This window comes from Polynucleobacter sp. MWH-UH25E (genome assembly GCF_018687095.1).
Lineage (GTDB): Bacteria > Pseudomonadota > Gammaproteobacteria > Burkholderiales > Burkholderiaceae > Polynucleobacter.
On sequence record NZ_CP061286.1, the window covers coordinates 1,822,673 to 1,847,521 of the forward strand.

The following is a 24,849-nucleotide window of genomic DNA, read 5'->3' on the forward strand; positions in this document are numbered from 1 at the left end:
GGAATACATGAAACTCATTACATCAATTATTAAACCGTTCAAACTCGATGAAGTTCGTGAAGCACTGGCTGAAGTTGGCGTAACTGGCCTTACCGTAACTGAGGTAAAGGGTTTTGGCCGTCAAAAAGGTCATACAGAGCTCTATCGTGGCGCTGAATACGTAGTCGACTTCTTGCCTAAAGTAAAAGTTGAAGCAGTTGTTCCTGGTGACCGAGTTGAAGTAGCTATCGAGGCAATTACCAAGGCTGCACGCACCGGCAAGATTGGTGATGGAAAAATCTTTATCACTCCAGTTGAACAAGTAATTCGTATTCGTACTGGCGAAACAAACGAATCTGCAGTCTAAGGATTTTGCTTAGACCAATCCCATTTCAACGAAACTGGGAATCTGTGGGAGCCAATGGCTGAGTGAGTTCAGCCGGCTCCAAAAGAATATTCTTTGCGGTGATATTTGATAGGCGTACTTTTACGCCTTGATAATAGATATCAACCTGAGCTGCGCCCGATGTCAGCACCTTTAATGGCGGCTTCCCATATACGCTGGTACCCACTCCAGCTTCTAATGTTTTATTTTGAGTCTTGCCACTCGCATCCACAACGCAAACCGTTTGGGCGGTCTTCGATTGTAAATACACCATATCGCCTGCCTTTTTAGGGGCGTCTGGTTTGTAGCTCACTGCTGCTGTATCCGCGGGGCATTCTGTTGATGGTACTGCAGCTGGAGCCGGAGCAACAGCAGCTACAACTGGCTCTGGGGTGCTCGCTGGTGGTGTTGCCTTAGGATCAGCGGGTACATCAACAGGAGCCGCCGCTTGAGTTTGCTCCATAACCACCACTTCCTCTTTAACCACCTCTGGGAAAAATAGTGGGCGCAAATTAATAATTGAAAAAACTAGTGCCGCAGCAACACCCCCAAGAATGTATAACTTTCTCTTTGGGTTTTTTGAAGCGGCACTTTGGTTTCTTTGATCAATCGCTTTTTGAGATGGTGAAAGTTTCTTTACGTTATCTGCTTTTTCAGGGGCGTTTGTCTTAATCGACTTTGATGACTCTGCATCAGCTGATTGAACTTGCTTAACTACTTTTTCTGAGTCCTTAGCCTCTTTTTGAGTCTCTTTTTTACTCTCTGCTTTATTAGTCGCTACTACTCCAAAATCAAAAGCATCTTCTTCTTTCAACTTTAGTAAGCCTGCTACTTTTTTTGCAGCAGTTACCTTTACTTGCGGACCATAAAAAGAGCTGGACTCACCATTTTCAATTTGCTCGATTTGGCGCACAGATAAACAAGCCATCCCAGATAATTCTTTAGTGCTTAAACCGAGACTTTCTCGAGCCTTGGTAAATGCCTCTTTCTTAATATCAGGAAGTTTATTTGGTGTGTTCACTTGCCAGAATCAATTTTGTTTAATTTAATAAATTTGATACTAATCCCATAATTGCACAGAAGTAATTAGCTGTATAGGCAATTGTTCAAATTACACCGTAAGGGGGTGGTTTTCAAGGTCAGATTCCAAGTACTTCTTGACTAAAGTCTGCAGCGAATCCGCATGCATCTTTTCCATCACTCTAGCCTTGTGCACCTTAATCGTGGCATCTGTAGTACCCAACTTAACGGCAATGTCTTTATTTAAAAGCCCTTTAACTAACCAAGCACAAACCTCCCTCTCTCTGGGGGTCAGCTTTTCATAATCACGCTTTGTTTCAACATCAATAGAAACACGCTTTAATTGACTTCTATCGAAGTCAATTGCATCCGAGACAGCCTTCAATAGCTCTTCGAGATTAAATGGTTTAAATAAGAAATCGAGCGCCCCTCTCTTGAGGCCTTGGACAATTTGATGGGGGTGACTTTGGCCGCTTACAAACACGACTGGCGTTTTGCGGCCTAATTTCAAAAGCGCTTCCTGCAAATCCAAGCCGGTCATATCTGGCATTTGCATATCTAACAAAATAACCGCCGGGGACACTGGGACGGACTTCTCTATAAAGACCTTAGCAGAGGCGTAATCCTCAACGAGATAGCCCAACTCTCGCAACATCCTGGTGAGAGACAAGCGCATAGACTCGTCATCATCAATTAAATAAACATGGCCGACTTTAGTCATTGAATTCAAAGGAAAAAGTATTAGATAGGCAAATGTACTGTAGAGAATTTCATCAGGCTGTTAGCTATCAGGCTAATATTTACTACCAAACAACGATATTTTCTGAGATTTGATATTGCAACGCAGCATTTAGAAGCCAGCTTCCGTATCCGCCCCAGAAATACCGCGTTTGATATATCACGGCACAATAGAGCCTTTCGAAACAACCCTTTTTTGGAGTAATTTGCATGAAACGCCTCAATGAACGCTCTCGTATGGTCACCGAGGGAGTTGCCCGCGCACCTAATCGTTCAATGTATTACGCGATGGGCTATCAAGAAAAGGATTTCTCCAAGCCAATGGTTGGTGTTGCCAATGGCCACTCCACTATTACTCCATGTAACAGTGGTCTTCAAAAATTAACTGATGCAGCAGTGACTGCTCTTGAAGAAGCCGGCGCCAAGGCACAAATGTTTGGCACGCCAACCGTATCTGATGGTATTGGAATGGGTACAGAGGGTATGAAGTACTCTCTCGTATCACGCGAAGTGATTGCCGATAGCATTGAAACTTGTGTCAATGGATTATGGCAAGACGGTGTAGTCGTTATCGGTGGTTGCGATAAAAATATGCCAGGCGGCATGATGGCGATTGCCCGCACTAACGTTCCCGCAATCTATGTTTATGGCGGAACCATCAAGCCAGGCCATTACAAAGGCAAAGATCTCAATATTGTTTCCGCATTCGAAGCGGTTGGTGAATTTACCTCCGGTCGTATGAATGAAGAGGATCTAAAGGGTGTAGAGCAGCATGCTTGCCCTGGAAGCGGCTCTTGCGGTGGTATGTACACCGCCAATACGATGAGCTCATCCTTTGAAGCCCTAGGCATGAGCCTCCCCTACTCTTCCACAATGGCAAACGAAGATGCTGAGAAAGTAGCGAGCGCTGCCGAGTCTGCACGTGTTTTGGTGGAAGCCATTAAAAATAATTTGCGTCCACGTGACATCATTACCAAAAAATCAATTGAGAATGCTGTGAGCGTCATCATGGCGGTTGGTGGATCAACTAATGCGGTATTGCATTTCTTGGCCATTACCAGCGCTGCAGAAATCGACTGGACAATTGATGACTTTGAGCGCATTCGTAAACGCGTCCCCGTTATCGTTGATATGAAACCATCAGGCACTTACCTTGCAACAGATTTACATCAAGCTGGCGGCATTCCACAAGTGATGAAAATTTTGTTAGATGGCGGCCTATTGCATGGTGATTGCATGACCATCACCGGTAAAACGATTGCTGAAGTTTTAAAAGATGTTCCATCTGTACCGCGCGCAGACCAAAAAGTAATTCGCACTTTAGATAATCCTTTGTACAAACAAGGCCACTTGGCAATCTTGAAAGGCAATATCTCTCCAGAAGGTTGCGTTGCCAAAATTACCGGCCTCAAGAATCCTTCTATTACTGGCCCAGCCCGTGTATTTGACTCAGAGGATGACGCAATGGCAGCCATCATGGCTCAGAAGATTAAAGATGGTGACATCGTTGTGATTCGTTACGAAGGCCCTAAGGGTGGTCCTGGTATGCGTGAGATGCTCTCCCCTACCTCAGCTCTTGTTGGTCAGGGCTTAGGTGAGTCTGTAGGCCTCATTACCGATGGTCGATTCTCTGGTGGCACATGGGGCATGGTCGTTGGTCACGTAGCTCCTGAGGCTTATGTTGGCGGCACGATTGCGCTCATCAATGAAGGTGACTCAGTAACCATTGATGCGCATAAGCTATTAATTCAACTCAATGTGAGCGATGAAGAAATCGCTAAACGTCGCGCAGCTTGGAAGCAACCTAAGCCACGTTATACCCGCGGCTTGCTAGCGAAGTATGCCAAGCTTGCAAGTACAGCAAGTAAAGGCGCGGTAACGGACTTGAACTTGGATCTGTAAGAAAAGTCGGAAGCTGTAAAACAAAGCCCCTAGATAAAACTAGGGGCTTTTTTATTATCTAGTAATTTATATTAATCAATGCATATTGTGCTGAGCACCCATAGCATTTACAGGCATCTTTACCTCAAGCTCCCCTGCCTTCGCAAACTTCAGCTTAACCGGAACGGTTTGGCCAGCGGTAAATGGGCCCTTAAGATTTAAAAACATAAGATGGTAGCCACCTGGCTTTAATTCAACTGAACCGCCAGCAGGAACCGCGATATCTTTGACTTGACGCATTTTCATGACATTGCCTTCCATAGCCATTTCATGCAACTGCACCTCGCCTGCTGCTGGAGAACTAGCAGATACCAATTGATCTGCAACATTACCTTTGTTATCGATTTTCATGAAACCGCCAGCTACTTGTTGGCCTGGAGCAGTAGCGCGTGTATAGGCGCCCTCGATTTTGATTACATCGGTTTTGACAGTTTTTGTAACTCCCTGCGCCATTGAGCCACTTGACACAGTAAGTCCAAATATGCCGATAGCAATCACTTTAAATAAAAATTGTTTCATTTCATTCTCCTTAAGAATTCATTACCTTGCCAACCAAATTAAGCACTTACGAAATACCACTGCTTTAATTTATCGAAATCCATAGTGCCTGTTTTCCGAATCACTTTGCCATTTTTATCGATAAGCAATGTCAGCGGTGTTTCACCGCGCCACCTAGGATCAATCTCGTAGCGCAAAGCATCATCAAATGGTGACGCCAATGTATAAGCGTCAACTCTAGCAAGTCCGCTAGATGACATCATCTTTGAAGCGCTATCGGGAGATACATCATCGACCTGTATAAAAATAACTTTCGCATTCTTATTTTGAGCAACAAATCTTCCCCATTGCGGCATCTCTTTAGCGCAAGGAGCGCAAGTTACACCCCAAAAGTGAATCACTACTGCTTGACCAGTGTAAGGCTTAGTAACAGCTTTCCAATCGCCCTTTTGGTACGTCTTTAGTGTGCTGTTTTGCGCATACCCTAACTGAGTAAAGATGCATAGCAAAGAAATCAGTAATAGGAATTTTTTCATCATCTTGAGTTTAATAGAATCAATTGGTAGCCATTATCGCGAGTAAGCCAAGAGAGATATACCTCAGCACCTTGATTTAATAACAATGGATGATCGCTGTATCCAGCTGTGCTAGACACCAGTACTGGCATAGACCATGTCTTCCCATCGTCAAATGATTTCTTGAGGTGAATTGCTGTACGCACCCCATCAAATTCTTTCCATACCAACCAAATGGAGTTGCCTGCCGCTAACAGATATGGTCTTGATATATTTGCATCTACCGCCCCAATACGCTGTGGTTTTGTATATGTCTCACCCTGATTAACAGAGCTTGCGTAAAACACCCCTGAACGATTACTTCCTTGCGTAAACCAAGCAACATGCATCTTCCCTGAATCAGAGATGGCGATGGTTGGCCCATGATGCGGACATGCATCTGTTTTCCAGTCATCATTAGATATGCGGCGGATTTTTCCATGGCGCGATGACGTAATAATTTGGCTAGCATGATCACGTATTCCACCAGCAAAGATTGCACGGTAAACAATTCCTACGCCGCCCTTAGGATCCCTGCTTGCACCAATTCGGCAACACTCGCAACTTGCTTCGTTAGCAATTCTTTCTGGAGCAAAAGTCAGCCCACTATCTTCAGAGAAAGTGTATGCAATAGACCCACCTAGACGTTGTTGCCCTGCCTTCTTAGCATCAGCCACTAAGCGTTTATCAATCCACGCCACGAAAATCTTATTGTCTGGTTGAATCAGTACGGACGGAAATCGCTGACTAGCTGAGTCACTCACTAAGGACTTTGGCTCCAAGAATGTCTTGCCGCCATTATCTGAAATCGCAGTGTTGATTTGCGCGTTCCAATTGGAATCCTTGAAGAACGAGTAAGCCAAAAATACTTGGTCGTTGGAATTAGCAACAATTTGCGGTCTAGCGTCAGCACCTAAATCCAAAGACTTGCCGTGTTGAGCAACGGTAACTGGCGGTGAAAATGTTTTTCCCTTATCTGCCGACTGCGCCACTGAAACCACGCCACCCGCAGTCCAAGCTAATAACAAACTGCCGTCAGGCATAAAGAATGGGGTCGCAGCATTAGCGCACTCTAAGCCAGACCCAACACAAGCTGCAGGCTTAGCTGGGGCAATGCCTATCCCATGAGATGAGTGATCCATTTGGGCAACTGCAGACTGGAGAGCAAAAAGTCCCACGAGGCCCAGCAGGAGACGTCCAAAAAAAGATTGGTTAAGTATTACAAGCATCAGAAAATAATCCGACCACCAATGGTGATTGTTTGAGGCTGACCAAGAATGTAACTTCCCTGGCTGGTTCCAGTTCCATAGGTAATGTAGTTACGATTAAATAAATTGACTGCACTAGCAAAAATAGAAGCTTGTTGGGTGATTTGATAATTTGCCTTCAAACCAATTACCGCATACCCAGCTACTGGTAGGGTATGCGCTCCATCCAACCAAGAATTTCCAACCCAACGAATATTGGCAGAAATACTGGTCTTTGGCAAAGGCGAATAAGTCACAGCAGCATAGCCCATATTTTGTGGTACACCACCAACCTGCGAGCCTATAGGATTTAGCGTTGAACTAACGCCATCACCTATCCAAGTCAACACAGTGTTGGTATGGGTATATGTACCATCAATACCCCATTGAGCATTGATATCATGATGAGCTTGGACCTCCAGCCCCTGACTTTGTAAGTTCTGATTGTTGCCGTATAGGCTATATGTTTGACCACCCAGTCCAGTACATACAGTAGCAGGACATCCAGCAGCTTGAGCCTGGGACAATGATACGTTTGGAGCATACACCGCATTTTTAACCTGCGCACTAAATCCTGTAACCTGGACAAATCCAGCATTCCAACGATAGTCCGTTCCGATTTCATAACCTGTCATGTTCTCTGGCGTGAGAAGTGGATTAGCAAGACTTACGCTGGTTGCATTCCCATAAGTTCTCAATGTGTTGTTAAGTCCAGGCGCATGAAAACCTTGATATGCAGCGGCTCTAAAATCCAGTTCCTTTGTAGCCTGATATAACAATCCAAGATTTGGGCTAAATTTATTGACAGTCTGATTTGGCACGTTGGTATACGATGGAATGCCGTTTGAGCCCGCTATCCAATAGGTTGGAGTTTGACTCTGCCACTGATCCCCCCTCAGCGATAGAGTAGCTTGCAGGGGTATAACATCCATCTTAGACTTGAACTGAGCCATTAGCCCATAGAATTCCTGTTGACCCTTGGCGTAATCTGATGAGGTAACAGTGCCGCTTGCGTAGCCGGCCGCAGAGCTAAATGAGTTTGTTAAATTCTGTGCCGCAACTTGCCGCGCATCTACACTCAATATTGCTTGGTCGATGATTTGATCTTTTAAATCTTTGGTGTATTGAGCAGATGCGCCTGTGGTTGAGTATGGATCATTGTAGTTGGCGCTGATATAAGGAGCGCTAGGCGGACTATTGCTGACGTTCTGTTGCCATAAAGTAGTATTTTCGTAATACGCATTTACCTGTACTTTTTCAGAGGCACTCAACCGTGTTGTGGCTCCGGCGGAGAATGTTGTCTCGTTTGTTGTTTTGGTTGCAAAGTTATACCCACCAGTTGGTAAGTTATGCATATTATGCGAACCAATATTGAAGAATGCATCAGTATCAGAGCTTAATTTCAATGAACCCTGCAGTCGATAGTTTGCACTTCCCGCGCTCTCAGGCCCCATCCCTGGTAAGAGCGGGGCCGATTGGTTGGCCTTATTTTTGTTTGGATACACAGTAGCGGGCGAAATAGTGGGCTGATTAATATATCCATCGGTATTGAAGTAATCAGCAGACACCCGAAGCTTTAATACTTCATCAACTGCAATTTCTTTGGAAACCGCGGCATTACTAGTATTAAATGTTCCATAACTTCCAGATATTTCACCTTTGTTATCCGAAATTGGTTTTGTTGTGATGTTTACAACACCGCCCATACCCATATTCCCATAGAGATTAGACACACCTCCACGAATTAACTCAACATCTTCAACTGCAGACAAGGGAACAAGATTCCACTGAATAGTCCCATACATTGCATCATTGGCAGGTAAGCCATCTATCAGTGCCAGCGTTCTTGCATTTCCAAGACCGCGAACATTTAAACTCTGTCCAGTTGGGTCTTTCTCATAATAAGGCTGATCATTTAAAAAAACACTCGATTGGTTCTTTAGTACCTGATCAATGGTCATAGCTGGCGCATTTTGAATATCTTCATTTGTTAAAACTGAAGTGTTCTGGGCCATATCTTTTAATTCTGTACCTGCTTTGCTAGCGCTGACGATAACATCACCAATACGCTGACCATAATCAGGAGGTGCAACTGTCTGAGCATTTACTTGATTTAGCATCAATACTGCTACAAAGGCTATCGGTGTGATTTTTATAGTTTTCATATTCTGATGGGGTGTTTGGGCTTAATAAATTTGAAATTACTTTTGCGCTGGGCCACCTGTTGTCAGCGGCGTGAGTGTCAACTCAAGGCTTGTCATGGGGGCGTTGGTATTAATGGCGCTTGAAAGAACTAAATAACTGACATACACAAGCCAGATGGCAACGCCCATAGCAATGCCGATATAAACGCGCTTTAAGCGATATGAGACTTTTTCAGACACAAACATGTACTTCTCCATACAAGATGACTGCCACGCATGAAATGCGTGATTACCAATACATAGCTAGGCTATGCCCTAAGTTTTCTTAGGCTTTTGTGGGAGGAGCAGCTGAGGGAGGTGTTACCCAAACGTTGAGGGGCTTGGGTGATTGATAGAAAAGTTTTGGAAGCAACGCAAATGATGTTGGCGCTGCAAAAGTGAGATTGGTATTAAATGCCGGTGTGATGGAGGCGTGAACTACGCAGTATGAGCAAGGCTGCATTGAATTGCTTGCCTCGTCATCAATCTGTACATCTAACTTCATCTTGCTGCCATCCGCAGAACAAATTTCCATTGCAAAACCGTGACCGCCCTTCGCAAGTGACACTGCTTGTGAAACCGCTGGCGCAAGCGCACTCATTGCAATTGCCATGGCAGCAATCCAGTGAATGAAGCAGTTTTTATGGAAATTCATGATGGGAGCATTTTATCTGAATCAACCAGCTGCCCTCTCTTTTGATTCTTATTACATTTTGGGGAAACAAAAAGGGGTCCTAAGACCCCTTTGCGTTGGTATGTGAACCAAATTACATATTAGCAGAGCGCTCGATAAGTTTGCGACGCATAGGGCGCAATACAAACCAAGCCAAGATTGCAGCAGTACCGTTCAAGATACTAGCAACCCAGAAAACCGCTTCCCAACCACCAGTAGCGCTTACCAATACGCTAGACAACGGAACGAGCAAAGATGCTGTGCCTTTTGCTGTGTATAGCAAGCCTGCATTACCAGCTGCATAAGTTGATCCGAATGTATCAGCATTGGTTGATGGGAACAGGCTATAGATCTCACCCCATGCAAAGAACACTAATCCAGTTAACAGAACGAACAATACTGGATCACGACCGAGGTAATACAAACCAAGAATACCCAAGCACTCGAATGCGAAGCATAAAGTCATGGTTTGCTCGCGACCAATCTTGTCAGATACCCAGCCAAAGAATGGGCGTGTCAAACCGTTCAATACACGGTCAACTGTCAAAGCGAATGTCAAAGCTGGCAATGCCAAGCCCATCAAGCTCACGGTTACGCCAGCAATTTGGAAGTCTTTAGCAATTGGGCCCAACTGAGCAGTAGCCATCAAGCCACCAGCAGCAACCATCACAAACATGACGTACATAATCCAGAATACAGGCTGCTTCACCATCTCCATTGGACGGAAGTCTTTACGTGTTTGCACAACAGCTGCTTTTGCACTGGTAATAGCACTCTTGATTGGCTTAGAAAGCAATAAGCTGAGCACTACTACGATGGCGCCTTGGCCGATACCGAAATACCAGAAAGCATCTTGATAGCCTTGGTTAGCAATCATGTTTGCAATTGGAATAACGGTCAACGCAGAACCAGCACCGAAGCCAGCCGCAGTCATACCAGCAGCCAGACCACGACGATCTGGGAACCACTTTAAGGCATTACCAACACATGTGCCATAAACAGCACCCGCACCAACACCACTCACAGCAGCTGCTACGTAAAGCATTGTCAATGTTTCTGCGTGGGCATTCATCATCCAGCCAAGACCGCATAAGATGCCACCACCGAACACTACTGGACGTGGGCCAAACTTATCAACGAGGTAACCCTCAATAGGCACCAACCAAGTTTCGGTCAATACGAAAATCGTAAATGCAACCTGAATTGCTGCACGACCCCAGCCAAACTTGGCATCAATTGGGTTTACAAACAAGGTCCAACCATACTGCAAGTTAGCAATCATCGACATACAAATAATGCCGATTAGTAGCTGAAACCAACGGCCTCCAATTGGCCCAGTAGTTTGCGTACCGCTCATCTAAATCTCCTATTTATACTTTTATAGATTCTTAAAATCACCCTATCAATAGGGGTTGTGTGATTTTTAAGCATTTGATTAAAGTTAATCTTGACGTTAATCAAGATTCCTTCAAAACCCCACTAGTGATTACCCTCCCAAAATCCTTTTAAAAATAAGGGCTATTAAGGGTGATTTTGCTGAATTTACTTGTGCTGACAGATGAAATTTTTCAAACAAAAAAGCCACCCGAAGGTGGCCTTTTGATTTTGTAATTTTTTAAATTACATGCCGCGGTAAGCACCGTCAAAATCATAGTGACGGGGAGCCTGCTCTTGGCTAGTTGTGCTTTCAGTAAAAAGCTGGTTAATCATATTCAACAGTACAGTCATTTGAATCTCCTTAAGGGTTAATACCTAGAGTATAACCCTAATATTATTGCTATGCAACAAGTTCGGATAAGTCAATTTTAATAGAACACGATAACAATTATTTATATAAGTAAATGTTTTTATTGGATTTTTTTATTTTTGAAGTAGGGTTTATGGTGCCGCTTGCCGGAATCGAACTGGCGACCTTTTCATTACGAATGAACTGCTCTACCAACTGAGCTAAAGCGGCCTTCTTGAGTAAATTCTAGCGGAAACGGTCTAAAAACTTCTTGCTGACCTTATCTAGCTGGGTAGAGTCCTTAATTAAGAACTGCAAGCCATTTGAATCGGCGATCAGAAGTGTATTGCCAGCAATTCTGCGGATATCTTCCTCACCTTTTAGGCGGATGCGCGTTGGCCCACGGTCAGTTTCAATATCCCAAATACTTGGTGTTGCAAATGTAGAAACCCTGGTGATCTTTTCAATCACCGGCATAAATTCACGGGCGGCTAGCTCTTCTTCAATCAGCGCAAGCTCTGCTTTAGGAATATCCGCGACATTCGGGTACCAGCAAACTTCTTTACCTGCTTGATTCATGATGCCAATACCAACACCTGTTGCAGTTATGGGGAATGCTCTCACTGGGTGAACGCCAATATGAGAAACACCTTTTGCGTCAACGAAAACTAAGCGGCCTAATGAATCGCGATGAAGTGCATTGGCAGATTGATGCTGTGTCATACCCCTCCCCCAATATTTTTTGCGATCACTTGCAATGTCTCTTCTTGTTTTTCCTCTTGTTTATCTTGATCAGATTCTTCCAAACTTTCACCAATAGCGCCACCTTCAACTAGCTCTGCGGCGTGACGTAATTGGGCTTGATACAAGGTGTAGTAAGCGCCCTGCGCTTCCATTAACTGCTCGTGAGAACCAATTTCTACGATCTCACCCTTATCAAGCACTACTAGGCGATCAGCCTTTCTCAGGGTGGAGAGACGGTGAGCGATTGCAATGGTTGTGCGGCCTTTAACCAGGTTATCTAAAGCCCGCTGAATTTCTTTCTCGGTAGTAGTGTCGACCGATGAAGTCGCCTCATCCAAGATCAAGATACTTGGGTTAATCAACAACGCTCTCGCAATAGAAATCCGTTGACGTTCACCACCAGAGAGCGATTGGCCGCGCTCACCTACTAGCGAGTCATAACCCAGCGGCAAGCGCAGAATAAATTCATGAGCATGCGCAGCGCGAGCAGCTTCAATAATTTCTTCGCGAGTTGCATCAGGTTTGCCATATGCAATGTTTTCTGCAATTGTTCCAAAGAACAGGAATGGCTCTTGCAATACAAGACCAATGCGCTTGCGATAGTCGGCAATTCCGATACTACGAATATCGCGCCCGTCTAACGCAATTGATCCCGAGCTCACATCATAAAAACGGCAAATCAAGTTCACTAAGGTGCTCTTACCCGAACCGCTATGACCAACTAAACCAATCATTTCACCAGGCGCAATCTCCAGATCAATTCCTTTGGATACGGCACGATTGCCATATCGGAATCCCACGCCACGCATGGTGATTCGGCCTTGTACAGGACCCAAAGGTGCTGGATTAATTGGCTCAGGGACGCTTGATACATGATCCAAAATATCAAAGATCCGTTTAGCGCCAGCGGCCGCTTTTTGCGTATGCGAAACAATGCGGCTCATGGAATCCAAGCGCACATAGAAGCGACCAATGTAAGCAAGGAAAGCGATCAGAACACCCACTGTTACTTTTTGATGCGCCACCTGCCAAATGCCAAAGCCCCATACGACCAGCAAACCAGTCTCAGTTAATAAAGTCACTGTGGGTGAAAACAATCCCCAAACGCGATTGACTCGATCATTGATTTGTAAATTGTGTTTATTGGAATCTACAAAACGTTTGAGCTCGCGATCTTCTTGTGCAAATGCTTTAACAACACGAATTCCTGGAATGGTGTCAGCCAAAATGTTGGTAACCTCAGACCAGATGCGATCAATCTTCTCAAAACCAAATCGCAACTTATCGCGCACCACATGAATCATCCAAACGATAAATGGCAAGGGAGCTAGTGTGACTAATGCGAGCAAAGGATCGATTGAAACTAAGATGGCCGCGGTCATCGTAATCATGAGAACATCGGTCGCAAAGTCAAGCGCATAAAGGGATAGGAAGACGCAGATACGATCCGTCTCAGCGCCAATGCGGGCTATCAAATCACCGGTACGCTTGCCCCCAAAGTACTCGAGCGAGAGTTTCAGCAAATGCTCAAAGGTGGTGTTACGTAAGTCAGCACCAATGCGCTCACTCACTAATGCAAGCAAATAAGTCTTCCACCAACCGAGACCCCAAGCAACTAGCGCAGCGCCGAATAGCGCTAGCAAATACATGCTCGCCAAATGGAAATCAATTGGATTACCACGCTCATATGGAATCAACACATGATCCATTAAAGGCATCGTGAGATATGGCGGAATTAAAGTTGCGCCAGTAGAAAGTAGCGTTAATACGAAACCGAGTAATAACTGGTTTTGATAAGGCTTAGCAAAACGCCAGAGCTTGAATAATGTCCAAGTTGATGGTGGCTTATCGTCCTCAGGATCGCAGGTTGGACATGCATCGGAGTTTGCTGGTTTAGGGCTCAAGCAAACTGGGCAAACTTGTTTGTCATACTCACCGAGTTCTGCCTCACTCTGCTGGCCATCCTTGGTAAGCTTTCTGAAAGACGATTGAAGACGTAATACTTGTGGGTTCACTGCCAGAGTGAAATACCAGACCCTTTTCAAGCTATTGGCTAACTCAAGCCTTAAATGTCCAACTCCTGCATGGTCTCCATGAACCAAGCGCTCTTCTGTACTGACCTCCCAAGACTCGAAATGCTGACCGTCAGTCCAAATCAAAAGCTGCTCTGTCAGCAGCAAGAGGCTCTTGTTAAAGCGCAGATCCGCGTCTAAATCGAGCTCAACCCATGCCAACACAGCTTCTTGGGATTGAATAGGCGATTTTTCCCTTTTCAAAATGGCTTGCCAGTGGCTTGGCAAAGCTGGGGCAAAAGGTAGGATTTTTGGCTTCATTAACTCCAAAAGTATAGTGGAGCTCATTTTTTTAGATTTATTGCCTCTGTCAACTTTAGGGGGCAGAAAACCGTTAAATTAGCGTAATCAGCCTTTTTATGTATTTTTGCCATTTTTTGGATTTTCAATAAAACTAGAACTCAGAGACAGCCCGTTCCGTCCAAGCCCTAAACACCGGCCAAGACCCCTTGCTCCCCTATAAATGCCCCAGTTATTAGATAAATCCATTGAAATCCTGAGTGTTAAGCACCTGCGTGGTCCCAATATGTGGACCTACCACCCTGTCATTGAGGTGTGGATCGATATTGGTGAGCTGGAGGACTACCCCTCTAACCTCATCCCAGGTTTTTATGACCGTCTGGTGAAGGCGCTCCCAAGCCTAGTTGAGCACCGCTGCAGTTATGGGGAAACCGGTGGCTTTCTCAAACGCGTTGAAGAAGGTACCTGGCCCGCTCACATCATGGAGCACCTCACACTTGAATTACAAAATCTAGCAGGCATACCTGGTGGATTTGGCAAAGCTCGTGACGGCGACCGTCGTGGCGTTTACAAAGTCATGGTCAGCGCGATCAATGAAGAAGTTACCCTCACTGCATTAAAGTATGCTCGCGATCTTTACTTGGCTCTTGCTCAAGATAATCAAGACTACATTGCATTAGTAAAAGACATCATTGAGAAGTTGCGCGATCTGGGTGATGACTTATTACTCGGTCCTAGCACTGCATGTATTGTGAATGCGGCTGAAGAGCGCGGCATTCCATCGATTCGCCTATCCGAAGGCAACTTAGTACAACTAGGTTATGGCGCTAAGCAACGTCGCATTTGGACTGCTGAGACCGATCAAACCAGCGCGATTGCAGAAACGATTTCTCGTGACAAAGATTTAACGAAAAGTCTATTACGTAGCGCCGGCGTTCCAACACCTGAAGGTCGAACCGTTACCAGCCCTGATGATGCTTGGGAGGCGGCACAAGATATTGGCTTGCCGGTTGTGGTGAAACCAATCGATGGCAATCATGGTCGCGGTGTCTTTATTAATTTGTATACCCAACAAGAAATCGAAGCAGCTTATGCTGTAGCGATTGATGAAGGCAGCGAAGTTTTGGTTGAGCGTCATATTGTTGGTGACGAGCATCGCTTACTCGTCGTGGGCAATAAAGTAGTTGCTGCCGCAAAAGGCGAAACCGTTTGGGTTACTGGTGATGGTAAACATACCGTTCACGAACTCATTCAGATTCAGATTAATTCTGACCCACGCCGCGGTACCGCCGAAGAACATCCCTTAAATCCAGTCAGAATTGATTCTGCTGTTGAGTTGGAGTTGGCTCGTCAAAAACTTACTGGTGATAGCGTACCTGCCTTAGATCACAAAGTACTTATTCAGAGCAATGGCAATGTGGCATTCGATGTCACCGATTTAGTTCACCCTGATGTTGCCAGCCAGGTCGCATTAGCAGCTCGTGTTGTTGGCTTAGAAATTGCTGGCGTTGATCTCGTGGCGCAAGATATTAGCCGTCCACTGGCAGAACAAAACGCGGCGATTGTTGAAGTTAACGCGGGCCCAGGCCTGTTGATGCACCTAAAGCCTGCAAGCGGTAAGCCACAGCCTGTTGGTAAAGAGATTGCCAATCACCTCTTCCCTCCAGGCACTGACTTCCGTGTTCCTTTAGTTGGCATCTGTGGCCAAAGCGGTAAGACCCCTGTTGCTGAGATGGTTGCCCACTTTTTACGCCTAACCAATGTCTATGTTGGCCTGTCTTGCAGTAAAGGCTTGTTCTTTGGTAACCGCGCCATACCGAATACCAATGCATCAAATTGGGAAAACGCTCGTCGCACACTATTGAACCGCGCCGTTGAAGCTGCGGTTATTGAAAACAATCATCTATCCATGTTGATTGAAGGCTTGGCTTATGATCGCTGCCAAGTGGGCGTTGTTCTGAATGTAGACCCTAAAGCGAACTTCCCTGAGTACGCTATCTACGATGAAGACCAAGTCTTTAGTATCGTGCGTACTCAAATTGATGTTGTGCTCCCAACTGGGGTTGGCGTTCTGAATGCTGATGATGCGATGTGCGTTCAAATGGCTGAGCTTTGCGATGGTGAGGTGATTTTCTTTAGTGAGAATCCTGACTCTGAAGTGATTAAAACCCATCTTCAAAATGGCGGTCGCGCTGTGCTTGTAGGCAAACAACAAATCACCCTGAAATCTGGCAAGCTGGATCAAAAATCGATTCCCGTACCAAGACACTCTGAATCAAATACCACTACACCTTGGAAAACCATGAATCTAGGCGCTGCCATTGCAGCAGCGTGGGCTCTCGATATTCCATTTAACGTGATTGAAGCTGGCGCGCAAACCTTTGTGCCAGATGCAACATTAATAACAGGGGCTTAATTGGAAATCACCCGCATTCGTATGTTGCGCGGCCCAAATTTGTGGAGCCGCCACACAGCATTAGAAGCTATAGTCACCTGCGATGTGAACGAGCGCTCAATCGATGCTATTCCGCAGTTTGAAACCAAAATTCGTGAGCGCTTTCCGCAGCTTGGCAGCATGCGCCGCGGCGGACTCACTGACCCACTCTCTCTTGCAAATGCCCTAGAACATGCCGCGCTTGGTTTGCAAGCACAAGCAGGATGTCCGGTGACATTTAGTCGCACCGTGCAAACAATTGATGAAGGTGTTTATCAAGTAGTTGTTGAATACATCGAAGAAGTTGTTGGTCGTATGGCGTTTGATTTTGCCTTCGCACTCATTCAAGCGACTCTCAATGATGCCCCTTTTGACTTAGCCGCTGCTTTAGCAGAACTCGAAGCACTTTATGAAGATGTGCGTCTAGGTCCTAGCACTGGCTCGATCGTAGATGCCGCCATTCAAAGAAATATTCCCTATCGCCGCATGACTGAAGGCAGCATGGTGCAATTTGGTTGGGGAAGTAAACAGAAGCGTATTCAAGCGGCTGAAACCAGTGATACGAGTGCAATTGCAGAAGCGATTGCCCAAGACAAAGAGCTCACAAAGAACTTACTCGCCGCCGCGGGCGTTTCCGTCCCCATTGGGGAGGTGGTTACCAGTGCTGATGATGCATGGCGTGCCGCCCAAAAGATTGGCGGCCCTATTGTTCTCAAACCTAAAGATGGCAACCAAGGCAAAGGGGTTGTAGCGAACATACAAACCGAGGAAGAAGTTCGTGCTGGTTTTGAAGTTACCCAAGCCTTTGGTCGTGAAACGATTGTTGAACGATATCTTCCTGGGGCTGACTACCGCCTTTTAGTTGTAGGTAATCGCTTATCAGCTGCCGCCCGTCGTGAGCCCGCTCAAGTTGTGGGCGATGGCAAACACACAGTTGCTGAGCTTGTTGAAAAAGAGAATCAAAACCCCTTGCGTGGTGATGGTCACGCTACCGCCCTGACTAAGATTCGTTTTGACGATATTGCACTTGCACACTTGGCAAGCAACGGACTCTCGCCGCAATACATTCCAAAAATTGGTGAGCGTGTCTTATTACGCAATAACGCCAACCTCAGTACAGGTGGCACCGCAACTGATGTCACTGACGATGTTCACCCAGATGTCGCGGCTAGCGCGGTTGCGGCAGCGCAAATGATTGGTCTTGATATTGCAGGCGTCGACATTCTGTGCGAGTCCATCTACAAACCATTAGAGCAACAAGGTGGAGGCATCGTAGAGGTCAATGCAGCCCCCGGATTACGCATGCACCTTAAACCCTCTTATGGCAAAGGTCGCCCTGTTGGTGAAGACATCATCAATATGATGTTTCCTCCCGGTGAAGATGGCCGCATTCCAGTAGTAGGCGTCACTGGAACCAACGGTAAAACCACGACCGTTAGATTAATCTCCCATCTATTAAGTGAAACAGGCTTACGAGTAGGCATGACCGGGACTGATGGCGTCTACATTAATAACCGCCTAATTGATACCGGTGATTGCAGCGGCCCAAAGAGTGCACGTAATGTATTAATGCACCCAGACGTAGACGCAGCCGTTCTAGAAACCGCTCGCGGCGGTTTATTGCGTGAAGGCTTAGGATTTGATCGTTGTGAAGTGGCCGTTGTAACCAATATTGGTGAAGGTGATCACCTAGGCTTGAACTACATCACCAGTGTTGAAGATCTCGCAATCCTCAAGCGCGTGATTGTGCAAAATGTGGCACCTACTGGCGCCGCTGTTCTAAATGCTGCAGATCCAATGGTTGCAAAGATGGGTGATAAATGCCCTGGTCGCGTCATCTTCTTTGCCCAGAACCAACATCACCCTGTGATTACGGCACATCGGGCAAAAAACAAAAAAGTGATTTTCTTTGATGGCACCTATATCGTCGCCTCAAAAGGTTCACGCGTAATGTACCGCTTCCCCGTTAGCGAAATTCCACTAACGCAAAATGGTGTTCTTGGATTCCAAATCGAGAATGCGATGGCCGCAATTGGTGCTGCCTGGGCACTTGGTCTAGATGCAGAGAAAATTGCACGCGGATTAAGCAGCTTTGAAAGCACAGCCAATTCTGTGCCGGGTCGCTTTAACCAATTCAAACACAAAGGCGCCACTGTTATTGCCGACTATGGTCACAATCCAGATGCCATGCGTGCTCTGACCAGCGCAATTGAAGCGATGAAACCCAAGAAGAGCCATGTGGTTATTAGTGGCGCCGGGGATCGTCGTGATGAAGATATTCGTGATCTCACACGCATTCTAGGTAATGCGTTTGATAACGTTATCCTGTATCAAGATGCCTGTCAGCGAGGTCGTGAAGACGGCGAAGTATTAAAGCTTTTACAAGAAGGCTTGGTTGGCGCAACTAGAGCTAAACAGGTGAAAGAAATTCATGGGGAGTTTCTAGCTATTGATGCCGCCTTGAGTGAAGTGTCTGAGGGTGATATCTGTCTCATTCTGATTGATCAGGTTGAGGAATCATTGGCTTATCTCAAAGAAAAGGTTCAGCCGTAGAAGACTGAATTTATTTAGCTTCACCCAATAAAAAACCCAATCAGACGATTGGGTTTTTTGCATTTAATCTCAGCATTTGCTTCAGAGGCATTACTTATGCATGGTAATGACGCAAAAGATCAACTTCTTCTTTAGACCCAAGTATTACTGAAACACGTTCATGCAGATCGGTAGGTTGCAAATCCATAATCAAATCTTTGCCGTTGGTAGATGCGCCACCTGCCTGCTCCACCAAGAAACTCATGGGGTTGGCTTCGTACATCAGGCGCAATTTACCCGGCTTATTTGGCTCGCGCTTATCCCATGGATACATAAATACGCCACCACGAGAAAGTACACGGTGAACATCGGCCACCATAGATGCAATCCAACGCATATTGAAGTCTTTTTCACGAGCGCCGCCTACTCCGGCTAAGCACTCCTCCACATAGCGGCGCACTGGATCCGCCCAATGGCGCATATTGGACATATTGATTGCAAACTCTTTGGTTGAATGCGCAATCGTCACGGCGTCTTTAATGAGCAAGAACTCACCCGTCACCTTATTCAGCGTAAACATCACAACGCCATCGCCCAAGGTCAGAGCCATTGTGGTTTGGGGTCCATACACGACATATCCAGCAGCCACTTGGTGACGACCTGATAATAAAAAGTCAGAGGTTTGTAGTGGCGCTTGCGGGTCTTGCTTTTTGAGAATTGAGAAAATTGTCCCAATGGAAACATTGACATCAATATTAGATGAGCCATCGAGTGGATCAAATAATAATAAATAGTCGCCTGTACGATGAACAGGAACAGGCAATTCCATTTCTTCAGATGCTAGTCCAGCCAATGATTTGCAGTTCTTTACACCATCAATTAATAAATCATTCGCAATAATGTCGAGCTTTTGCTGAACTTCACCCTGAACATTACCGGTACCAGCAGAACCCAGCAGTCCAATTAATGCTCCTTGAGCAACTTCATGACTTAAGGTTGAGCAGGTATCGATTACAGCAAGTAATAAATCTTGGAGGCCAGCTGGCACAGCAGCCCCCTTTGGTTTGGCTGTTGCCAAATACTGCTTGAAATTGGTATGGGTAGAAGACAAAACGATTTCTCCGAAACACTATTGAAATTAGGGTCTATTTTGCCTTGTTCTTCCCCGAGGTGAGAATTTATGTACAAATAAAGGGTTTACTCACTCAGAGATAGCAATTCTTGATTATGAAAATAGAAATTGACGATGATTTAATACTAACTGCGCTAGAGATATCTCAATCGACACTAAGCGCCCAAGAATTTGTCCATAAGGTCATCTTGACCTATACCCAAACTCAAGCAGGGCATCGCTTAGCCAAACTTGGGGGTAAGGCACCAGACATGAAAGATATACGGCGCCGAAACCCAAACTAATACTTAAAACTAAGCTCCCAAAGCCTTGCTAACCACCTCTTTAACATCAGGTGACAAGGTCTGACAAGCTGCTACCTGCTCTAAAGCGGCCTTCATCTTGCTCTGGTAGGGCTCGGCAAATAGGCGCCAGCGATCTAAGGCTCTCGCAAGACGAGCGGCAACCTGGGGGTTGATGGGGTCTAGAGCCAAAACACTCTCCGCCCAGAAAGCATAACCACTTCCATCAGCCTGATGAAAACTCGCAGGATTATTTGCGCAGAACATGTGGATAACACTGCGGGCACGATTTGGATTATTTAACTTAAATGCTGGATGCTCACGCAAGCGCTTCACTTCATCAAGTGTGGACTCAAGACCATCAATAGGTGGGCGGCTAGACTGCAATGCAAACCACTTATCAATCACGAGCGCATCATCTGCAAAACGTTTACAGAAATCCTCAAGGCATTCTTTCGCGCCTTTTGCACCATGCATTACCAGAGCAGATAAGGCTGCATAACGATCTGTCATATTGTCAGCAATCTGGTATTGATTGCGAGCCATTGGCGCCCAAATCTTGGGATCCGCATCCAACAACATGCTTAAAGCCAAATTCTTGAGGGCGCGCTTTCCAGAATCAATCGCATCAGACTTAAAAGATCCTGGAGTTTGATTCTGTTGGTAAAGTGCGGCCCACTCTAATTGCAATTGCTTGGCCAACTCTTTCCGGAAAGCTTGTCGCGCGGTAAATATCTTCTGGGGATCAACACTCTTGCACTGCTCATATAAATAAGATTCGGCAGGCAGCGTCAGTGCTAACTCTTTAAATGCTGGATCAAGGTTTGGATCTAGCAAAATTTCACGATAGGCATTAATGAGAGCTGAATCTGGCAAACGATTATTCAAAATCATTTGCATAGCTAGCTTCTGCCCTGCTTCCCAGCGATTAAATGGATCGTCATCGCTAGAAAGTAGTGTCAATAAATCTTCCTCGGGCCGCTCAAAGTCAATATTGACTGGTGCAGAGAAGTTTCGATTGATAGATAGCACAGGTCGATCTTCAATCTGATCAAAAGTCCATGTTTGAGTTGGCTCTTTTAGCTCCAGTAGTTTTTCTACTTGATCATTACCAGTAGTAATGAGGCGTACCTTCAATGGAATATGAAATGGCTTCTTCTCTGCCTGACCAGGTGTAGGCGCGCAGCTCTGGGTTAATGTGAGACGGTATTGCTTATTAGCTGCATCATATTGCTCTTCCACTTTCACACGTGAGGTGCCTGCTTGGCTATACCAATTCTTAAACTGGCTTAAGTCTTTACCGTTGGCATCAGCCATCGCTGCGAGAAAATCATCGCACGTTACCGCCTGACCATCATGGCGCTGGAAATACAAGTCCATACCCTTGCGGAAACCATCTCTGCCCAATAGGGTTTGATACATCCGCACCACTTCAGACCCCTTCTCATACACAGTTACTGTATAAAAGTTATTGATCTCTTGATATTCGTCAGGACGAATGGGGTGCGCCATAGGACCCGCATCTTCTGGAAACTGCAACTGACGTAATAAGCGCACATCTTCAATACGTTTCACAGCTCTCCCAGACTCGCTACCCATTTGGTCAGCTGAGAACTCCTGATCACGGAAAACCGTTAAACCTTCTTTAAGCGATAGCTGGAACCAATCCTGACAAGTCACACGATTGCCTGTCCAGTTATGGAAATACTCATGAGCAACAACGCTTTCAATATTGGCAAAGTCAGCATCGGTGGCAGTCTCTGGCTGAGCCAACACAAACTTGGTATTGAAAATATTCAACCCCTTGTTTTCCATGGCGCCCATGTTGAAGTCGCCAACCGCCACAATCATGAAGCGCTCTAAATCAAGTTCTAGACCAAAACGTCTTTCATCCCAATGTATTGATGCGATCAAAGAGTCCATCGCATGGCGCGTCTTTTGCAAATCATGGGGCTCAACCCAGATTTGCAGTAATTTTTTTGCGCCACTACTGGTAGTGATGGTCTCTTCCATACACTCAAGCTTTCCAGCTACCAATGCAAATAGATACGATGGCTTTGGAAATGGGTCTTCCCAGGTAGCACTATGCCAACCGTTTGGCAACTTTTCTTCTTTGAGTAAGTTACCGTTGGATAGCAATACAGGGTATCGAGCTTCAGGTGCCTGCAAGGTCACCCGATAGCGAGCCATGACATCAGGTCGGTCTAAGAAATAAGTAATTTTTCTAAAGCCCTCTGCCTCGCATTGGGTAAAGAAGTTTCCATTAGAGACATACAAACCCATCAGGCTGGTATTTTTCTCCGGTACACAAATTGAAATGATTTCAAGGGTAAATTTTTCATTGCCCTCTTTTGGCAAAGAGTGAATAGTCAAGGTCTCTGGCGTGAGCTCAAAGTGTCGATGCGCTTCACCATTAATTCGCAAACTGACAAACTCCAGTTCTTGGCCAGTCAGTACTAATGGTGCGCCTGGTTCAAAACTTTTACCTGGTAAAACCTCAATCTTGCTTTTAACAATCGTGCGCGCAGGATCGAGCGCGATGTCTAATTCAACTTGATCAAATATGTAAACAGGAGGACGGTATTCGAGCCGACGAAAGCTCTGTGCTAATTCAGTTTTCATAGGCCTATTTTAAGTCTAAGGCCACGCTATTGCAGAGGGCTAGCTACTTGTCTAGCTCCAAAGCAAAGTAACTGCCCCAATAGCAATAAAAGTCAGAGCGGCAACGCCATGGACCCACTTAATTGGCATACGCCTGGTAAATCTCTGACCCAACCAAACCGCTGGTGCATTCGCCAACATCATGCCCAAGGTAGTACCCATTGTTACGGCGATCACATCTTCGTATTTCGCACCCAAGGCGATTGTGGCGATTTGTGTTTTGTCACCCATCTCAGCCAAGAAGAACAACACCACAGTCAGAATAAAAACCTGCGTGGCTCGGTCCACTACTTTTGATTCAGCTGCGTCGTCAATATGATCGGGTACCAATAACCAAAGACCGATACCTAAAAAGCTCAACCCCAAAATCCATCTCATTACATCGGGCGAAACTAAAGTCATCAGCCAATGCCCTAAGAGTGCGGCGCAAGCATGATTAGCAATCGTTGCAATAAAAATACCAGCAATAATGGCTAGCGCTTGCTTAGGGTAGCGAGCCGCCAGCATTAAAGAAAGCAATTGGGTTTTGTCACCCATCTCAGCTAACGCAACAACGCCAGCCGAGAGGGTTACAGCAGATAGGTCCATGAGTTTGGTAATGAAGTTATCAGAATCCAGTCAGTTTAAATCTTCTTGATGACTATTTTGAGATTTCACTTTCACCAATGAACCAATGCTCCTGGCTAGGCAGGCAATAGGTCTTCAGCTAGAGCATATTCCAAGCCTTGCGCCTGAGCTACGGGCTTGGAAGTGAGCACACCTTTATGCACACTTAAACCATTACGCAAGTGATGATCAATTGACAGAGCTTGCACGACTCCACGATTAGCCAAGGCCTCTACATAAGGATATGTGGCATTGGTTAGGGCAAAGGTAGAGGTTCTGGCAACGGCACCAGGCATATTAGCAACGCAATAATGCAAAATGCCATCCATCATGAATGTGGGATCTGCATGCGTTGTTGGCTTTGAAGTCTCAAAGCAACCACCCTGATCAATGGCAACATCAACCACTACTGCGCCTGACTTCATTTTCTTGATCATCTCTCGAGTCACCAACTTTGGCGCAGCTGCTCCTGGAAGCAGTACCGCCCCAATCACGACATCAGCCTCAGTCACCTCCTGCTCAATTAGCAAACTATCCGAGTAAAAGGTACGGACTCGATTGCCATAAAACAGATCAATTTGCCGTAATCGATCAATATCACGATCAAAGACACAAACATCAGCCCCCATACCCACAGCGATTTGTAATGCATTGCGTCCTACTACTCCGGCACCAAGAATGACAACCTTAGCGGGCGAAACACCGGGCACTCCTGCCATTAAGACCCCAATACCTCCATGCGTTTTTTCTAAGTGGGTAGCAGCTGCCTGAATCGACATCCGCCCCGCCACTTCACTCATGGGAGCCAACAAGGGCAAAGCCCCATTGAATGCCGTGACAGTCTCATATGCAATACAACTGGCACCCGACTGAATCAACGCTTGGGTTTGAATCGGGTCCGGAGCCAAGTGCAGATAGGTAAACAGAATCTGATCCTCACGCAGCATGGCGCACTCTTGTGGCTGAGGCTCCTTTACCTTCACAATCATTTCTGCTTTTTTGAAAACTTCGGCGGCACTATTGATCAGCGTGGCTCCAGCAATTCGGTATGACTCATCACTTAGACCGATTTGCTCACCAGCGCCTCGCTGAACTAATACCGAATGCCCTTGTTTGCAAAGTCCGCTGACATTGCCTGGCGTTAAGCCAACCCGAAACTCATTATTTTTTACCTCTTGTGGAACACCAATAATCATGTTGATC

20 protein-coding genes and 1 tRNA gene are annotated in these 24,849 nt (G+C 45.8%); 5 read left to right on the top strand and 16 right to left on the bottom strand.

Annotated elements, in window-relative coordinates; genetic code table 11:
- The first annotated feature begins 7 nt into the window (after positions 1-7).
- Complete coding sequence (locus tag ICV39_RS09350) at positions 8-346, top strand: P-II family nitrogen regulator (RefSeq protein ID WP_215389813.1); 339 nt, start codon at positions 8-10, stop codon at positions 344-346.
- A 25-nt stretch (positions 347-371) separates the two neighbouring features.
- Here ICV39_RS09350 and ICV39_RS09355 read toward each other — a convergent pair whose 3' ends face one another.
- A complete protein-coding gene (locus ICV39_RS09355; protein ID WP_215389814.1) occupies positions 372-1,385 on the bottom strand; it encodes a helix-turn-helix domain-containing protein in 1,014 nt (337 codons plus the stop codon).
- A 90-nt stretch (positions 1,386-1,475) separates the two neighbouring features.
- Complete coding sequence (locus tag ICV39_RS09360) at positions 1,476-2,105, bottom strand: response regulator transcription factor (protein WP_215389815.1); 630 nt, start codon at positions 2,103-2,105, stop codon at positions 1,476-1,478.
- 227 nt (positions 2,106-2,332) lie between these two features.
- Between ICV39_RS09360 and ilvD the strand changes: the two genes are divergently transcribed.
- A complete protein-coding gene (ilvD, locus tag ICV39_RS09365) occupies positions 2,333-4,024 on the top strand; it encodes a dihydroxy-acid dehydratase (RefSeq protein WP_215389816.1) in 1,692 nt (563 codons plus the stop codon).
- A gap of 75 nt (positions 4,025-4,099) precedes the next feature.
- On the opposite strand, the gene ICV39_RS09370 is transcribed toward ilvD, so the two are convergent.
- From ICV39_RS09370 to ICV39_RS09415, 10 genes are all read right to left on the bottom strand, one after another.
- Positions 4,100-4,582 (bottom strand): copper chaperone PCu(A)C, encoded by a 483-nt coding sequence (locus ICV39_RS09370; protein ID WP_251372675.1) that lies wholly within the window; start codon positions 4,580-4,582, stop codon positions 4,100-4,102.
- A 38-nt stretch (positions 4,583-4,620) separates the two neighbouring features.
- On the bottom strand, positions 4,621-5,100 hold the full coding sequence (locus ICV39_RS09375) for a TlpA disulfide reductase family protein (RefSeq protein ID WP_215389817.1): 480 nt from the start codon (positions 5,098-5,100) through the stop codon (positions 4,621-4,623).
- Positions 5,097-6,257 (bottom strand): sialidase family protein, encoded by a 1,161-nt coding sequence (locus ICV39_RS09380; protein WP_215389818.1) that lies wholly within the window; start codon positions 6,255-6,257, stop codon positions 5,097-5,099. The genes ICV39_RS09375 and ICV39_RS09380 overlap by 4 nt, the downstream gene beginning before the upstream one ends.
- 86 nt (positions 6,258-6,343) lie before the next feature.
- Positions 6,344-8,527 (bottom strand): TonB-dependent receptor, encoded by a 2,184-nt coding sequence (locus ICV39_RS09385; RefSeq protein WP_215389819.1) that lies wholly within the window; start codon positions 8,525-8,527, stop codon positions 6,344-6,346.
- 36 nt (positions 8,528-8,563) lie between these two features.
- Positions 8,564-8,752 (bottom strand): hypothetical protein, encoded by a 189-nt coding sequence (locus ICV39_RS09390; protein ID WP_215389820.1) that lies wholly within the window; start codon positions 8,750-8,752, stop codon positions 8,564-8,566.
- A gap of 79 nt (positions 8,753-8,831) precedes the next feature.
- The gene (locus ICV39_RS09395; RefSeq protein WP_215389821.1) at positions 8,832-9,200 is read right to left on the bottom strand and encodes a DUF2946 family protein; all 369 of its coding nucleotides are present in this window, start codon (positions 9,198-9,200) and stop codon (positions 8,832-8,834) included.
- A gap of 112 nt (positions 9,201-9,312) precedes the next feature.
- Positions 9,313-10,575, bottom strand: coding sequence for an oxalate/formate MFS antiporter (gene oxlT / locus ICV39_RS09400; RefSeq protein WP_215389822.1), 1,263 nt, complete (start codon positions 10,573-10,575; stop codon positions 9,313-9,315).
- A 524-nt stretch (positions 10,576-11,099) separates the two neighbouring features.
- Positions 11,100-11,175, bottom strand: a tRNA-Thr gene (locus ICV39_RS09405).
- Between the two features lie 15 nt (positions 11,176-11,190).
- Complete coding sequence (locus ICV39_RS09410; protein ID WP_215389823.1) at positions 11,191-11,667, bottom strand: DUF1854 domain-containing protein; 477 nt, start codon at positions 11,665-11,667, stop codon at positions 11,191-11,193.
- The gene (locus tag ICV39_RS09415) at positions 11,664-14,048 is read right to left on the bottom strand and encodes an ABC transporter ATP-binding protein (RefSeq protein ID WP_251372676.1); all 2,385 of its coding nucleotides are present in this window, start codon (positions 14,046-14,048) and stop codon (positions 11,664-11,666) included. Before ICV39_RS09415 ends, ICV39_RS09410 begins: the two co-directional genes overlap by 4 nt.
- A 175-nt stretch (positions 14,049-14,223) precedes the next feature.
- On the opposite strand from ICV39_RS09415, the gene cphA (ICV39_RS09420) reads away from it, so the two are divergent.
- Positions 14,224-16,416 (top strand): cyanophycin synthetase, encoded by a 2,193-nt coding sequence (cphA, locus tag ICV39_RS09420; protein ID WP_215389824.1) that lies wholly within the window; start codon positions 14,224-14,226, stop codon positions 16,414-16,416.
- The gene (gene cphA, locus ICV39_RS09425) at positions 16,417-18,987 is read left to right on the top strand and encodes a cyanophycin synthetase (protein ID WP_215389825.1); all 2,571 of its coding nucleotides are present in this window, start codon (positions 16,417-16,419) and stop codon (positions 18,985-18,987) included.
- Between the two features lie 94 nt (positions 18,988-19,081).
- Here cphA (ICV39_RS09425) and ICV39_RS09430 read toward each other — a convergent pair whose 3' ends face one another.
- The gene (locus ICV39_RS09430) at positions 19,082-20,077 is read right to left on the bottom strand and encodes a class 1 fructose-bisphosphatase (RefSeq protein ID WP_371816537.1); all 996 of its coding nucleotides are present in this window, start codon (positions 20,075-20,077) and stop codon (positions 19,082-19,084) included.
- A 116-nt stretch (positions 20,078-20,193) separates the two neighbouring features.
- Here ICV39_RS09430 and ICV39_RS09435 point away from each other — a divergent pair, with 116 nt between their 5' ends.
- On the top strand, positions 20,194-20,382 hold the full coding sequence (locus tag ICV39_RS09435) for a type II toxin-antitoxin system VapB family antitoxin (RefSeq protein WP_215389826.1): 189 nt from the start codon (positions 20,194-20,196) through the stop codon (positions 20,380-20,382).
- Between the two features lie 9 nt (positions 20,383-20,391).
- Here the strand turns inward: ICV39_RS09435 and pepN are convergent, their stop codons facing one another.
- The 3 genes from pepN to ald form a co-directional block, all read right to left on the bottom strand.
- Positions 20,392-23,001: an aminopeptidase N gene (gene pepN / locus ICV39_RS09440; protein ID WP_215389827.1), complete on the bottom strand. Its 2,610-nt coding sequence runs from the start codon at positions 22,999-23,001 to the stop codon at positions 20,392-20,394.
- A gap of 51 nt (positions 23,002-23,052) precedes the next feature.
- Entirely contained in the window at positions 23,053-23,628 is a 576-nt protein-coding gene (locus ICV39_RS09445; RefSeq protein ID WP_215389828.1) for a TMEM165/GDT1 family protein, read from the bottom strand.
- Positions 23,629-23,723: 95 nt separating this feature from the next.
- Complete coding sequence (gene ald, locus ICV39_RS09450) at positions 23,724-24,842, bottom strand: alanine dehydrogenase (protein WP_215389829.1); 1,119 nt, start codon at positions 24,840-24,842, stop codon at positions 23,724-23,726.
- Positions 24,843-24,849 lie beyond the last annotated feature (7 nt).